This window comes from Gemmatimonadaceae bacterium, assembly GCA_020852815.1.
Taxonomy (GTDB): Bacteria; Gemmatimonadota; Gemmatimonadetes; order Gemmatimonadales; family Gemmatimonadaceae; genus SCN-70-22.
The window spans coordinates 43520-57912 of the sequence record JADZAN010000036.1; the positions used below are offsets into that span (position 1 = coordinate 43520).

At 68.8% G+C, this 14393-nt stretch carries 11 protein-coding genes; 9 read left to right on the top strand and 2 right to left on the bottom strand.

Annotated features, from left to right (window positions below):
• Positions 1-63: 63 nt before the first annotated feature.
• Complete coding sequence (locus IT359_17845) at positions 64-1644, bottom strand: response regulator (GenBank protein ID MCC6930858.1); 1581 nt, start codon at positions 1642-1644, stop codon at positions 64-66.
• Between the two features lie 65 nt (positions 1645-1709).
• On the opposite strand from IT359_17845, the gene IT359_17850 reads away from it, so the two are divergent.
• The 6 genes from IT359_17850 to IT359_17875 all read left to right on the top strand — a co-directional run bounded on the left by IT359_17850 (position 1710) and on the right by IT359_17875 (position 6789).
• Positions 1710-2105, top strand: a complete 396-nt coding sequence (locus tag IT359_17850; protein MCC6930859.1) for a hypothetical protein — start codon at positions 1710-1712, stop codon at positions 2103-2105.
• 136 nt (positions 2106-2241) lie between these two features.
• Positions 2242-3189 carry an AAA family ATPase gene (locus tag IT359_17855; protein MCC6930860.1) on the top strand — a complete coding sequence of 316 codons (948 nt, stop codon included), beginning with the start codon at positions 2242-2244 and terminating at the stop codon, positions 3187-3189.
• Between the two features lie 102 nt (positions 3190-3291).
• Positions 3292-4035, top strand: a complete 744-nt coding sequence (locus tag IT359_17860) for a YebC/PmpR family DNA-binding transcriptional regulator (protein MCC6930861.1) — start codon at positions 3292-3294, stop codon at positions 4033-4035.
• Between the two features lie 33 nt (positions 4036-4068).
• A complete protein-coding gene (ruvC, locus tag IT359_17865) occupies positions 4069-4593 on the top strand; it encodes a crossover junction endodeoxyribonuclease RuvC (GenBank protein ID MCC6930862.1) in 525 nt (174 codons plus the stop codon).
• Positions 4594-4961: 368 nt separating this feature from the next.
• Positions 4962-5570 (top strand): Holliday junction branch migration protein RuvA, encoded by a 609-nt coding sequence (gene ruvA, locus IT359_17870; protein MCC6930863.1) that lies wholly within the window; start codon positions 4962-4964, stop codon positions 5568-5570.
• 64 nt (positions 5571-5634) lie between these two features.
• On the top strand, positions 5635-6789 hold the full coding sequence (locus IT359_17875) for an aminotransferase class I/II-fold pyridoxal phosphate-dependent enzyme (protein MCC6930864.1): 1155 nt from the start codon (positions 5635-5637) through the stop codon (positions 6787-6789).
• Here the strand turns inward: IT359_17875 and IT359_17880 are convergent.
• The gene (locus tag IT359_17880; protein MCC6930865.1) at positions 6786-9524 is read right to left on the bottom strand and encodes an EAL domain-containing protein; all 2739 of its coding nucleotides are present in this window, start codon (positions 9522-9524) and stop codon (positions 6786-6788) included. The genes IT359_17875 and IT359_17880 overlap by 4 nt on opposite strands.
• Before the next feature lie 721 nt (positions 9525-10245).
• Here IT359_17880 and ruvB point away from each other — a divergent pair.
• From ruvB to pntB, 3 genes are all read left to right on the top strand, one after another.
• The gene (gene ruvB, locus IT359_17885) at positions 10246-11271 is read left to right on the top strand and encodes a Holliday junction branch migration DNA helicase RuvB (GenBank protein ID MCC6930866.1); all 1026 of its coding nucleotides are present in this window, start codon (positions 10246-10248) and stop codon (positions 11269-11271) included.
• A gap of 183 nt (positions 11272-11454) precedes the next feature.
• Positions 11455-12984 carry a Re/Si-specific NAD(P)(+) transhydrogenase subunit alpha gene (locus tag IT359_17890; protein ID MCC6930867.1) on the top strand — a complete coding sequence of 510 codons (1530 nt, stop codon included), beginning with the start codon at positions 11455-11457 and terminating at the stop codon, positions 12982-12984.
• Positions 12981-14375, top strand: a complete 1395-nt coding sequence (gene pntB / locus IT359_17895) for a Re/Si-specific NAD(P)(+) transhydrogenase subunit beta (protein ID MCC6930868.1) — start codon at positions 12981-12983, stop codon at positions 14373-14375. Before IT359_17890 ends, pntB begins: the two co-directional genes overlap by 4 nt.
• The last annotated feature ends 18 nt before the right edge of the window (positions 14376-14393 follow it).

The following is a 14393-nucleotide window of genomic DNA, read 5'->3' on the forward strand; positions in this document are numbered from 1 at the left end:
AAGACTAGGAGGCGCCGATACATCCCCCGTCTCCCGTCCCCCGTCTCCCGTCCGGATGTCTCGTCACGCCCTGGGCGTCAGCAGGGCCAGCGGGACGATCACTTCCTCCGGCGTCACGCCGCCATGGAGGAACGACCCGCGATACCGGCTCTGGTACTCGCGCAGCTTGGTGGGATACACGAAGAAGGTGTTCCCGACCGCCATCAGGGTGTTGGCCCCCAGCCCGCGCCTCGGCAGCCGCAACGCATCCTCGTTGGGAAAGAGGAGCGCCTGCTCCGGCCGCTCGGCGCGCAGGTCCTCGCCGAACTTGTAGCGCAGGTTCTGCGTCGCGTCGCGCTTGGCGAAGACCGTCGCCGGTGTCGTGCAGTGAATCGAGCCGTGATCGCTCGTGAGCACGACGTGGACCTTCTTGCGCGCCGCCTCCTTGAGCAGCGACAGGAGCGACGAGCGCTGGAACCACTGCAGCGTGAGCTGCCGGAGCGCGATCTCATCCTTCGCCACCTCGAACAGGATCGCCGACTCCGAACGTCCGTGCGTGAGCAGGTCGACGAAGTTGAAGACGAAGGCGCTGATCCCCTCGGGCGCGATGGCGTTGGCCAGGTGCCGCTCCAACTCCTCGGAGTCGTACGGCGTCGAGATCTTCTGGTAGCGCACGGGCGCGCCGATGCGCAGCTCCCGCACCTGCGCCTCCAGCAGGTCGCGTTCGTGCGCGTTGAGCGTCTCGTCGTCGCGTTCGCCCCACCAGTCGGGAAAACGCGCCGCGATCTCGCCGGGAAAGAGCCCGCTGAAGAGCGCGTTGCGCGAATACGGCGTCGCCGTGGGGAGGACGGCGAAATAGTGCGTCGTCTCCACGTCGAACAGCGAGGTGAGCGTGGGCTCCAGGATGCGCCACTGGTCGACACGCATGCAGTCCACCACCACCAGCATCACGCGCTTCTGGCGCTGCAGCACGGGGAGGACGAACTCGGGGACGATGTCGATCGACAGCGGGGGCCGATCGCCCTCGAGTTCACGCAGCCAGCGTGGATAGGCGCGCTGCATGAAGCCGGCGAACTCGCGCTGCAAGTCGGGATACAGGCCGCGCAACGACTCGTAGAGCCCCATCTCCCCGGCATCGGCCAGGTCCACGTCCCAGCGCATCAACTCGTCGAAGCGCTCGATCCATCCGCGCCAGTCGAGCGCCCCGTGACGTTCGTGCTCGATGGCGCGAAAACGGTCCACGAAGGCGCGCGCCACGGCCTGCTTCCTGATCCTCGACCCTTCCAGGATCTTCGTGACCGCGGTGAGCACCTGTCGCGGCGACACCGGTTTGACGAGGTAGTCGCGGACGTTGGCGCCTAACGCCTCGCGGAGCGTGGCGTCGTCCTCGCTCTTGGTGACCATGACGACCGGGAGCGTGGGGGACAGCTCGCGCACCTCGCGAAAGGCCTCCATGCCGCGCTTTCCCGGCATCTGCTCGTCGAGAAGCAGGACGTCGAAGGGGCGCCGCCGGATGAGTTCCACCGCGTCGTCGGCGTTGGTCGCCACGGTGACGTCGTACCCCTTGTCGGCGAGGAACAGGCGATGCGGCTCGAGCAGTTCGGCCTCATCATCGACCCACAGGACCTGCTTCGGTGGCTGGCCGAGCTTCGGGAACGACGGCATGGCGTGGTAATGTAGGGGATGGCGCGTACGTTTGCCGAGGGACGCTGGAGCCGTAGATTCCCCGCGTGCTCTCCAATCCCCCATACGCCCTCTCGCCGGTCGTGTTCCGGTACCGCGCCCTGCAAGCGCTCGCCGGTCGACTTCCGCTCGGGGGTGAACGCGAACAGGCGATGGCGCTCCTCCTCGGGGCGCGACTCGCCGACGGTTGCACCGCGCGCGCCGCGCTGCCCGGTGAGTTGCGCAAGGCACGCGGCCAGGGCGCACGACACTGGATGGGAACGCTCACCCTGACGCCAGCGGCCCGCACCGCCGCCCAACAGGTTGCCGAGGCCACGGCTGGGGAGTCCCGTGAAAGCGTCGCCGCCGCGCTCGACAAGCTCATGTCGGTCGTCGCCCCGATCCTCGACCCCCCGTCGCGCTCGGAGCTCCGTCAGTTGCTCGTCCAACTGCGCGCGCCGTAGCGCGGTTAGCGGCATGCGAGCCGACGCGTCGGCACGCCGGCCGACGAGCGAGCGATGCGTCTGGGACGCGCGCTGCCCGCGCCTAGGTTGGTCCGACTGCCGCTCCACCCGTCACTCTCGCGCTCACGCATCGCCGATGTCCGCCTCCGACTTGATCCCCCCCGACGACCCCACCGACGACCAAGGTCCGCCTCCCGATGGCGAACCCCAGCAACCGCCGGCGCGCGGTGAGCCGGCGCGCGGTGAGCCGGCGCGCGTGCTGGACGCGGCCAGCTACCTGGAGGGGATCCATGCGGCTGGCGGCACGGCCGACACGCTGTCGACCGGCTTCCCCTCGGTCGACGCCTTGTTAGGCGGAGGCCTCCGGCGCGGCGATCTCGTTGTCCTGGCCGGCGACGTGGGCTGCGGCAAGACGTCGTTGGCCATGGCGATCGCACTCCGTGCGGCCGAGGCGGGGCGCAGCGTCGCCTTCTTCTCGGGGGAGTTCAGCGCCGAGCGGCTGCTGGAGCGCGCGCTCGCCGTACAAGGGAGGGCGCGCGTGGACGACCTGCGCCACGGCCGGCTCGACGAACTGTCGTATGCCGCCGTCGCCAGCGCCGCACTCGCGATGCGCGAGCGCGCACCGCTCTTCGCCCATCTCCCTCCCACCGGAGTGGCCGGGCTGTCCGACCTCCTCATCGAGCACCTCGGCCTCGACCTCCTCGTCGTCGACCCGGTGCAATCACTCGCCCGCGGCGCGCTCCCCATGGACGAGGAACTCGCGCAGGCGGTGCGCGACCTCAAGGGGCTCGCCGTGCGGCGCGACTGCGCGGTGATCCTCGTGTCGCACCTCGCCACGTCGGTTCGCGACCGCGGCGACGCGCGACCGCAGCTGCAGGACCTGGGCGCGTTAGGCTCGCTGCGCCAGCTCGCCGACACCGTCCTCGCCGTCTACCGCGAGGAGCTGTACGAGACGTCGCGCGACGTCGACGGCGCCACCGAGTTGCACGTCCTCAAGCATCGAGGCGGCGGGACCGGCTACGCCGACCTGTACTTCTACAAGCAATGGCTTCGCTTCGAGGACATGGTGGAGCCCGATCGCTGAACGTCGCTCGACCCTTCCCGCGAGATCGGACCCATCTCCCATCCCGCAGCGCGCGCCTATATTTCGCCCCCACCCCTCGCCAGGACCCACGGGACGCGAACCATGGCCGGTCATAGCAAGTGGAAGCAGATCAAGCACTACAAGGCCGCGGCCGACGCCAAGCGCGGCGCGAAATTCACGAAGCTGATCCGGGAGATCACCGTCGCCGCGAAGTTCGGCGGCGGTGACCCCAGCGGAAACCCGCGCCTGCGTACGGCGATCGAAACGGCCAAGGCCGCGTCGATGCCGAAGGAGAACATCGAGCGCGCCGTGAAGAAGGGAACCGGCGAGCTGGAAGGCGTCGACTACGTGGATGTGCTGTACGAGGCGTATGGCCCCGGCGGCGTGGCGCTGATGATCCAGGCGCTCACCGACAACGCCACGCGCACCGTGGCCGAGGTCCGCGCCAAGCTCTCGCGCGGCGGCGGCAACATGGGAACCACCAACTCGGTCTCGTTCATGTTCGACCGGAAGGGACAGATCGTCGTCCCGGCGAGCGCGATGAGCGAGGACGCAGCGCTGGAGAAGGCGCTCGAGGCAGGTGCCGAGGACTTCGTGAAGGAGGACGACGTCTTCGTCATCTCCACCGCACCGGCCGACCTGCACGCCGTGCGCTCGGAGCTGGAAGCGGTCGGTCTCAAGGCGACCGAAGCCGAGCTGTCGTGGATCCCCAAGAGCACCGTGCGCGTGGAAGGCGAGGCCGCGCAGACGCTGCTCAGGCTCATCGAGGCGCTCGAGGACCTCGACGACGTGCAGAAGGTCGACGCGAACTTCGAGATGGACGATGCGGAGCTCGAGAAGGCGTGACGCCGTAGTGCACGGCGACGACTTCGAACGCCCATTCGTGCGCCGACCGCTCCCGTGATCGTACTCGGCGTCGACCCCGGGACCGCCGTCACCGGCTACGGCGTCGTGCGCCCGGGCGAGCGCGGGGTGAGCACGCTGGTCGAGTGCGGCGTGATCCGCACGCGCTCGCGCGACCCGCTCCCCTCCCGCCTCGCCGAGATCTTCGACGGCATCCGTGAACTCATCGACCGCCACCGCCCCGACGCGCTGGCGATCGAGAGCGTTTTCTACGCCCGTAACGTCCGCACGACCGTGACGCTGTCGCAGGCGCGCGGGGTGATCCTGCTGGCTGGGGAACGGGCGGGGCTGGCGATCTACGAGTACCCGCCGTCGGAGATCAAGAAGGCGATCGTCGGGACCGGGGCGGCGACCAAGGAGCAGGTGCAGTTCATGGTCGCGCGGTTGCTGCGCCTGAAAGCGGCGCCGACGCCGGCCGACGCCGCCGACGGAGTGGCGGCGGCGATCACCTGCCTGATGACGGCGCGGGTGGCGACGCTGAGTGGTAGGCCGTTCCGCTGAAGCGCCGAATTGGTGTCAGCGAGTTGGGGGCAGAGTCCCCGAACCACATTCTCGCTGACTCTGACCCCAACTTTCGCCGACCCAAGATCGTGTGCTGAAGAGACTTAGCACTCGAGGCAGTTACTCCAGCCGGCGCCATCGAACCGAGTTTTCCACATTTCCAGCATTGGGGTCAGAGTCACCGAACCAAATTCTCGGTGACTCTGACCCCGATTCCCCCCCGATTTCCGCTGACCCCAATCTCCGTCCCAATCCCCCTCCCCAGATTCCGCCCCCCCCCAACCGCCGCCCCCCGCATCATTCCGCCGCCGCCACCGACTGGGTAGCATCCGGCGAGCCTCCGCGCGCCGAACCGCCCGAGCGACCCCATGATCTCACTCCTCACCGGAACACTCGTCGCCAAGGACCTCGATCGCGCCGAAGTCCTCACCTCGGGCGGCGTGGGCTATGAACTCGCGATCCCACTCGGCACCTACGAGTCGCTCCCGCGTGCCGGCGAGCAGGTGCGCCTCCACACGTCACTCGTCGTGCGAGAGGACGAGTGGCTGCTGTACGGTTTCGCCACGCCCTTCGAGCGCGCGGTCTTCCGCAAGCTCCTTCAGGCCAAGGGGGTCGGCCCGTCGCTCGCGCTCGGGATGCTCTCCACCCTCTCGGCCGAGCGTCTGGTCCGCGCAATCCGCGAGAAGGACATCGCCACCCTGCAGCAGGTTCCGCGCGTCGGGCGCAAGAAGGCGGAGCAACTGATCCTGGACTTGGCCGACAAGCTCGATGAGGTCGCCGCCGGTCCCGTCGACGGGGCGCGAGCGGCCGGTGCCTCGGATGCGGACGCGATCCGCGCCCTCGTCTCCCTGGGCTACGCTGCTCCCGACGCCGAGAAGGCGGTGCGCGCGTCGCGCGACTCGCTGAGCCCCACTGGCGCACCCCCGACCACCGCAGAACTTGTCCGTGCCGCCCTTCCGCTGGTGGGACGGCGATAGCTTCGCGCGTTAGGCGCGGCGCATCGTCCGATTCCCGACTCCCGTCTCCCGCCCACATCTCCCCATGCCCGCCGCACGCACCGCGACCTTCACCGAATCGGTCATCCGCGAGATGACGCGCGTCGCCCAGCAGTATGGCGCGATCAACCTCGCCCAGGGCTTCCCCGACTTCCCGATGCCCGAGGTCATGAAGGACGCCGCCTGCGCCGCGATCCATGGTGACATCAACCAGTACGCGATCACCTGGGGGGCACCGGCGTTGCGGCTGGCGATCGCCGAGAAGTACCACCGCATGTACGACTACACGGTCGATCCCGACAAGCACGTGACGGTGACATGCGGCGCCACCGAGGCGATGGCGGCGGTCTTCCTCGCCCTGCTCGACCCGGGTGACGAGGTGATCGTCTTCGACCCGTTCTACGAGAACTACGGCCCCGACGCCATCCTGGCCGGCGCGCGCCCGGTCTTCGTCCCGCTCGAGCCGCCCGGGTGGAACTTCGACCCACAGCGCCTGCGCGACGCCTTCACCGAGCGCACCAAGGCCATCATCGTCAACACGCCGCACAACCCCACGGGACGCGTCTTCACGCGCGAGGAGCTCGACCTCATCGCCGAGCTGTGCATCGGGAACGACGTCTGGGCCATCACCGACGAGATCTACGAGCACATCCGCTACGCTGGCTCGCACCACGTCCTCGCCACGTGGCCAGGCATGGCCGAGCGGACCATCACGATCTCCGGGCTCTCGAAGACGTTCAGCTGCACGGGATGGCGCCTGGGCTACGCCATCGCGCCGGAGCGCGAGTCGGTGGCGATCCGCAAGGTGCACGACTTCCTCACGGTGGGGGCGCCCGCCCCGTTGCAGCAGGCGGCGGCGGTCGGGATGGCGCTCGACGCCGACTACTACAACCACCTCGCGCTCGACTACCGCGCCCGGCGCGAGATCCTGTGTGACGCGCTGCGCAACGCCGGCTTCACCTTCACCGCGCCCGAGGGAGCGTACTACATCCTGGCCAGCTACGAGTCGATGAGTGCCCTGGGCGACGTCGACTTCGCGCGCTGGCTGGCGCGCGAGGTGGGCGTGGCGACGGTTCCCGGTTCATCGTTCCACGTGGCGGGGGGCGCCCCACGCCACTACGTGCGCTTCGCCTTCTGCAAGCGTGCCGAGACGTTGCAGGCGGCGGCGGAGCGCCTGGCCACGATTCCCGCGCGCGCCTAACGATCCGCGGCTTCGAGCGCCCGCGCCGCGACCGGCAGGTGCAGCTCCGGCGCGGCCACGCCCAGGCGGCGCACCAGCGCCACGAGGGCACCGGACTCCAGCGGGCGCGAGAAGAGGAACCCCTGCCCCACCGCGCACCCCAGCTCGCACAGCGCGCGGCGCTGCACCTCGGTCTCGATCCCCTCGGCCACGATCAGCATGCCGAGACTCTCGCCTAACGCGATGATGGCCCGCACGAGACGCGCATCGAACGACGCCGCCGCCATCGGCGCCACGAACGCCTTGTCGATCTTGAGCATGTCGATGGGAAAGCGCTGCAGATAGCTCAGCGACGAGTAGCCCGTGCCAAAGTCGTCCAGCGCGAGCCGCACGCCCAGGCGCTTGAGATCGCCGAGCACACGCGCCACATCGGCGCTGTCGCGCAGCAGGACGCTCTCGGTGATCTCGAGCGCCAGCTGATCCGGCGACAGGTCGCTCGCCGCCAGGGCGTCGCGCACGTCGCCGAGGAGCGACGGGTCGTGGATATGCCGCGCCGAGATGTTGACGCCGACGACGATCGGTACGCCTTCCTCATCGTGCCAACGTCGTGCGTGGCGACATGCCTCGTGCAGCACCCACCGCTCGATGGGGACGATGAGCCCCGCTTCCTCGGCGATCGGGATGAACGTCGACGGGGAGATCTCGCCACGCACGGGGTGCGTCCAGCGCACGAGCGCCTCGGCGCCCACCACCTGACGGTCGCGCAGCCTGATCACCGGCTGGAAGACCAGCCGCAACTCGCCAGCATCGATGGCGCGGCGCAGGTCCGCCTCGACGTCGAGGCGCATCGCCATCGCCTCGTACATGTGCGGCTCGTAGGCCGCGCAGCCGTCCTTCCCGCGCGACTTGGCGAGGTACATCGCCAGGTCGGCGTTTCGCATCAGCTCCACTGGCGTGACGGCATCGCGTGTGGTCGCGATCCCGATGCTCACGCACACATGGATCTCCTTCCCGGCAATCGTGATCGGGTCGCGCAACGCCGAGAGGACGCGGGCCGCGACCGAGGTCGGCATCTCCACATCCTCCACTCCCTCGAGGAGGATGGCGAACTCGTCGCCGCCCAGGCGCGCCAGCGTGTCGCCGTCGCGAAGCTGTGACGCCACACGCGCGCCCGTCTCCACCAGGAGGGCGTCGCCAGCTGCATGCCCCAGCGAATCGTTGATGCGCTTGAAGTCGTCGAGGTCGAGAAAGAGGAGCGCCACCGACCCCGGCGCGCGCGCCGCGCGGCGGCAGGCGTGGTCGAGTCGATCCTGAAAGAGCGTGCGGTTGGCCAGCTGCGTGAGTGGATCGTGCAGCGCCTGGTGCGTGAGCTTCTGTTCCAGCTCCGAACGTTCGGTGACGTCGCGCGAGTTGAGCACGATGCCGCGCACAGCCGGCTCGTCGAGGAGACAGGTGGCCACGTGCTCGGCCAGGACCACGCGTTCATCCGAGGCGCGCAGGCGCCACTCGCCGCGCACCGACTCGCGCCCCGCCGCCACCGCTCTCCCCAGCAGGCGCACCGCGGCCGGGACATCATCTTTCTCAACCAGCGACAGCAGGCGCGCGCCGACCACGTCTTCCGTGCGCATCGCCAGCGCCTTCACGGCTGCAGGGCTCGCGTAGGTGACCGTGAAGTCACCGTCGACGATGAGGAGCATCTCCGAGGCGTGCTGCACGAGGGCTCGGAAGCGCGCCTCGCTCTCGCGCGCGGCGGCGGCGCCCACCAGGCGGGCGTTCTCGTTGAGCGCAAGCCACTGGCGCAGGAGGACCAGCACCGTCACGACGACCGCGCCGACCGCCAGGACTCGCGGTGCCGTCGTTCCGGTAAAGGCACGGTAGCCGATGGCGAGCAGGTACACGAACGCCGTTGCCACGTAGGGGAGTCCCGCCGGGCGCGTCCGAATCGCCGACGGCTCTCCATGCGCATACACGCGGCGCGCCATGACGCGCTGCCAGTGCGCGGCCATCGCCATCAGCGCCACCGGGATCGTCCAGGCGACGTCGAGCCAGCTCCCCACGTGGTATCTGCCGTGCGCCATGCGAGACGAGTAGGTCACGTCTGCGCCCATCATCGCGACCAGCGCCAGCGTGAGCAGCAGCGCCGTTCCATGCCGGCGCATGGCCGGTTCGCGCATCCAGAGCGTCGTCGCGCCGAGCAGGAGCACGACGTCGCCGGCGGGATACACCAGGAGGGTGGCCAGCGCACGCCCGGGCATGCGCTCGAGCACCGCACCGTCGGGGAGGGCGAAGTGGACGATCGCGACGCCACCCGCCACGATGACGAGCGCCGCGTCGATCCAGTGCGTGGCCACGCGGAAGCCCGCGCGCGACGGTTGCGGCAGCCGGAGGATTCCCGCCAGCAGCAACGGATACGAGAGGAGATAGATGGCGTCGAGCCACGACAGCGGCGGCGGGGCGCCCCACCCGGATTCGACGACGAAATACGCCGCGTAGAACACCCACTGCGTGACGACCGCGAGCGACAGCAGGCGCCAGGCATCGCGCGACTCTTCGTCGACACGTGCATCGGTCGACACGCGCCACGCCGCGAGGGCCAGCAGGGCGTAGCTGACCACGCTCGCGCACAGCTGCACCACGTGCCGCATGTCGCGCGTGGTGCCGGGCACCAGCTGCAACACCGCGAGCAGCGCCACGTGCGCCCCCACGGCGCCGACGATCAGCGCGGTGTCCGCGATCGAACCAACGCGACGACGCATCTACGACGTCGCCCCGAAACGCCGACGACCGCCAGCGGCGGCACGGCCGCCGCGAAGCGCTCGCGGAGCGGGAGTGAGGCAGGGGGCGATGAGCGACATGGTCTCCCGCTGAGTCTCGACCGCCGCTTTCTGGAACTGCACAGGTCGAGCAGCCGCGAGGACAAGCAGCCTGCCCCAGCGTAGGTTGGGGATGTGAGGCTTGCCCGACTGCGGGTCGGGAGCATAGCGGTGGCCGATCCGTGCAGTCGTTGCGGTTCGCGTAGTTCAAGAGCTCTTAACACGGAGTCGTTGCGGTTCGCGTAGTTCAAGAGCTCTTAACACGAAGGACTCACGGAGGAACGGAGGCACACGGGGGAGACCTTTTCACTGTTGTACTCCGTGGTCCTCCGTGCCTCCGTGCCTCCTCCGTGTTAAAGGCAGTTGCTGTTGCCGTTGCCGTTGAAGTCGCGGACGGCCCCGTCACCCAAGCCAATCCCGCTCACCCCCCCCCGCCCCCGCGCCACCGCCACACGAACCCCATCACGACAACTCCCGCCTCCAAGCACGCCCCCACTCCCCCGATCTTTGTTTTCGGCGTTCATTCGGCCCATATTCCCCGCGGTCGCCCGCGCGCCAAAACCCGCGCCCGCGCTCACACCCGCGCCACGCCCACGCGGCAAGAGTCTGCCCCGCACGCCGCCCCGTCCCCCGTCTCCCGTCCCCCGTCCCCTTCCGCCCTCCCGTGCCTCGCGAAATCACGACGCCCGACGAACTCCCCGAGGAAGGACCGGTCGAGCTCTCACTCCGACCGCAACGGCTCGGCGAGTTCATCGGGCAGACGAAGGTCAAGGAGAGCCTGCGCATCTCCATCGATGCCGCACTCACCCGGCGTGAGCCGCTCGATCACACGCTCTTCTTCGGCCCGCCCGGCCTTGGCAAGACGACGCTGGCCGAACTCATCGCTCGCGAACTCGGCGTCAACATCCGCACAACATCGGGCCCGGCACTGGAGAAGCCGGGCGACCTGGTGGGGACGCTCACCAACCTGCGCGAAGGTGACATCCTCTTCATCGACGAGATCCATCGCCTGCGCCCGGTGATCGAGGAGTTCCTCTATCCCGCCATGGAGGACTACCGCATCGATATCCGCCTCTCGGAAGGGCCCAAGGCGCAGACGATCACCATGCCCATCGAGCGCTTCACGCTCATTGGCGCCACCACGCGCCAGGGGATGCTCACGCCGCCCATGCGTGCGCGCTTCGGCATCGTGCAACGGCTCAACTACTACCCGGCCGAGGATCTCGAACACATCGTGCGCCGCACCGCGGAGGTGCTGCGCGTCGAGGTCGATGCCGCGGGCGCCCACGAGATCGCGCGCCGCTCGCGCGGGACGCCACGCATTGCCAACCGCCTCCTGCGCCGCGTGCGCGACTACGCACAGGTGCGCGCCGATGGCGCCATCACGCGCGACGTGGCCGACGTCGCGTTGCAGCTGCTGGACGTGGACCAGTTCGGCCTCGACGACATGGACGCGCGCATCCTCCGCGCCATCATCGAGAAGTTCGAGGGCGGACCGGTCGGCGTCGGCTCCATTGCAGCCGCGGTGGCCGAGGACGCCGGAACGATCGAGGAGGTCTACGAACCCTTCCTCGTCCAGAATGGCTTCCTGCAACGCACCCCGCGCGGACGCGTCGCCACATCGCTCGCATACCGGCACTTCGGCTTCACGCCGCCGACCACCAGCGAGGCGCAGCCCGAGCTGTTCTGACGCGCTCCGCGCACGAGGTCATGCCTCCCCAGGGCGCGCCTGCCGCGAGGCGCCGAGCACGCTTTTCATCCGCCACTTCACGTCCCTCTCTTGTCCGGCGCACCGCCGTCAGGCGAGCTTTGTGTGCTGCTCGCAGGAAATCGGTTACCAGTTTCCCGCCTCATTCGAGCGACCACGACATCCATGAACGTTGGAATCCCAAGGGAGCGATTCCCCGGCGAGCGCCGGGTGGCCGCTATCCCTGACTCGGTGAAGAAGCTGGCCAAGCTTGGCTTCGCGGTGCGAGTCGAGACGAACGCCGGCCTCGCCGCCGGCTTCGACGACGCCGCGTATCTCGCTGCCGGTGCCACCATCGCCCCCCCGGATCAGGTCTGGGCGAGTGAAGTCATTGCCAAGATCCGGCCCCCCGCCGACGACGAGATCGCGCGGCTCAACGCATCGCAGACCGTCATCAGCTACCTGTATCCCGCCTTCAATGGCGAGACGGTGCAGAAGCTCGCCGCGCGCGGCGTGAGCGCGATTGCGATGGACCAGGTCCCGCGCACGACGCGCGCGCAGAAAGTCGATGCGCTGTCGTCGATGGGGAACCTGTCCGGCTATCGCGCCATCATCGAAGCGGTCAACGTCATGCAGCGTCCGCTGCGCGGCCAGTCGACCGCCGCGGGGAAGATTCACCCCGCCAAGGTGCTCATCATCGGCGCCGGCGTCGCTGGACTCGCGGCGATTGGTGCGGCGCGCGCACTCGGCGCCATCGTCCGCGCCTTCGACACGCGCCCCGCCGCCAAGGAACAGGTGGTGTCGATGGGCGCCGAGTTCCTCGAGATCACCCTCGAGGAAGACGGGAGCGGTCAGGGGGGCTACGCGAAGGAGATGAGCCCCGCCTTCATCGAGGCGGAGATGGCGCTCTTCCTGGCGCAGGCCAGGGAAGTCGACATCATCGTCACCACGGCGCTCATCCCGGGCAAGAAGGCCCCGACGCTGATCACCGCCGAAATGGTCAAGGCGATGAAGCGCGGCTCCGTCGTGGTCGATCTCGCCGCCGAGCAAGGCGGAAATTGTGAACTGACGCAACGCGACCAGGCGGTCGACGTGAACGGCGTGACCGTGATCGGCTACACCGACCTCCCGTCGCGCATGGCGCAGCAGGCGTCGACGCTGTACGCCACGAACATCACGCACCTGCTCGAGGAGATGGGCGGTGCGGAGAAGTTCGCGCTGTCAGAGGACAACGACATCGTTCGCCCGATGACGGTGCTGAACGCGGGCGCGATGAAGTGGCCGCCGCCAGCCCCCGCCGCCGCCCCTCCGGTACCGAAGCCCGCTGCTCCCAAGGCGCCGATCTACGGGCAAGCGCACGGCGCACCCACCGGCGGCCCCTCGAGTTCAGGGAAGTGGGTCCTCCTCGTCGCCGGTCTCGCGCTGCTTGGGATCGGGCTCGCCGCCCCGGCGACGTTCATCACGCACTTCACGGTCTTCGTCCTCGCCTGCTTCATCGGCTACCAGGTGATCTGGAGCGTGACGCCGGCGCTGCATACCCCGCTCATGAGCGTGACCAACGCGATCAGCGGCATCATCGTCATCGGCGGCATGCTGCAGGTGCGGGGGAGCTCCGCGGCTTCCCTCGTCGGGCTTGCCGCCGTCGTCCTCGCCACGATCAACATCGCCGGCGGTTTCCTCGTCACGCAGCGCATGCTGAGGATGTTCCACCGGTGAGCGACTCCCTTCTCAATTCTGCCTACATCGGCGCCGCCGTCCTCTTCATCCTGAGCCTCAAGGGGCTCTCGCACCCCGAGACGGCGCGGCGCGGCAACCTGTACGGTGCCATCGGGATGGCGATCGCCGTCCTCGCGGTCGCGATCCAGGCGCAAATCATCACGTCGCCGCTCCTCATCGGCGCCATCCTCGTGGCCGGCGGCGTCGGCGCGGTCCTCGCGGCCCGCGTGCAGATGACGTCGATGCCGCAGCTCGTCGCCATCCTGCACTCCTTCGTTGGGGCGGCGGCGGTGCTGGTCGGCGTCTCCGGCTACCTCGCCCCGCTGGCGCAGCTCGAGGGCGCGGAAAAGACGGTGCACGGCGTGGAGACATTTCTCGGCGTCTTCATCGGGGCGCTCACCTTTACCGGGTCGGTCATCGCGTGGGGGAAGCTGCAGGGAGTCATCCGCAGCAAGCCCCTCCTCCTCCCCGGGCGCCACCTGATCAACGTGGCGATGCTCGTGGCGTCGCTCTGGCTCGGCGTCCTGTTCGTGCAGGACGGGCCGCAGGCCATGCAGTCGCTCCTGATCATGACGGCGATTTCCGGCATCATCGGGATCCACCTCGTGATGGCGATCGGCGGCGCCGACATGCCTGTCGTCGTCTCGATGCTCAACTCCTACTCCGGGTGGGCGGCGTCGGCGGCGGGCTTCATGCTCAACAACGACCTGCTCATCATCACCGGGGCGCTGGTCGGGTCGTCAGGTGCAATCCTGAGTTACATCATGTGCAAGGCGATGAACCGCTCGTTCATCTCCGTCATCCTCGGCGGCTTCGGGGCCGACGAGGGGGCCGCCCCCGCCGGCGGCGCCAAGGTCGAGGGCGAGATGATCGCCACCTCCGCCGAGGACGTCGCCGACCAGCTCAAGCAGGCGCGCTCGGTCATCATCGTCCCGGGCTACGGGATGGCGGTGGCCCACGCGCAGCACCCGCTCCGCCAGATCGTCGAGGTCCTGCGCAAGCAGGGGACGACGGTGCGCTTCGCGATCCACCCGGTGGCCGGGCGCCTCCCGGGACACATGAACGTCCTCCTCGCCGAGGCCAACGTTCCGTACGACATCGTCCTCGAGATGGACGAGATCAACCAGGACTTCCCGGAAACCGACGTCGTGCTCGTGATCGGCGCCAACGACATCGTGAATCCGAGCGCACTGGACGATCCCAACTCGCCGATTGCCGGGATGCCGGTGCTGCGCGCGTGGGACGCCGAGAGCTGCATCGTCTTCAAGCGTGGCAAGGGGGCGGGTTACGCCGGCGTGGAGAATCCGCTCTTCTTCAAGCCCAGGACGCGCATGCTGTACGGCGACGCCAAGGCGACGGTCGACTCGCTGCTCAAGCTGCTGCAGGGCTGACGCGAATCGGCGCAGGGA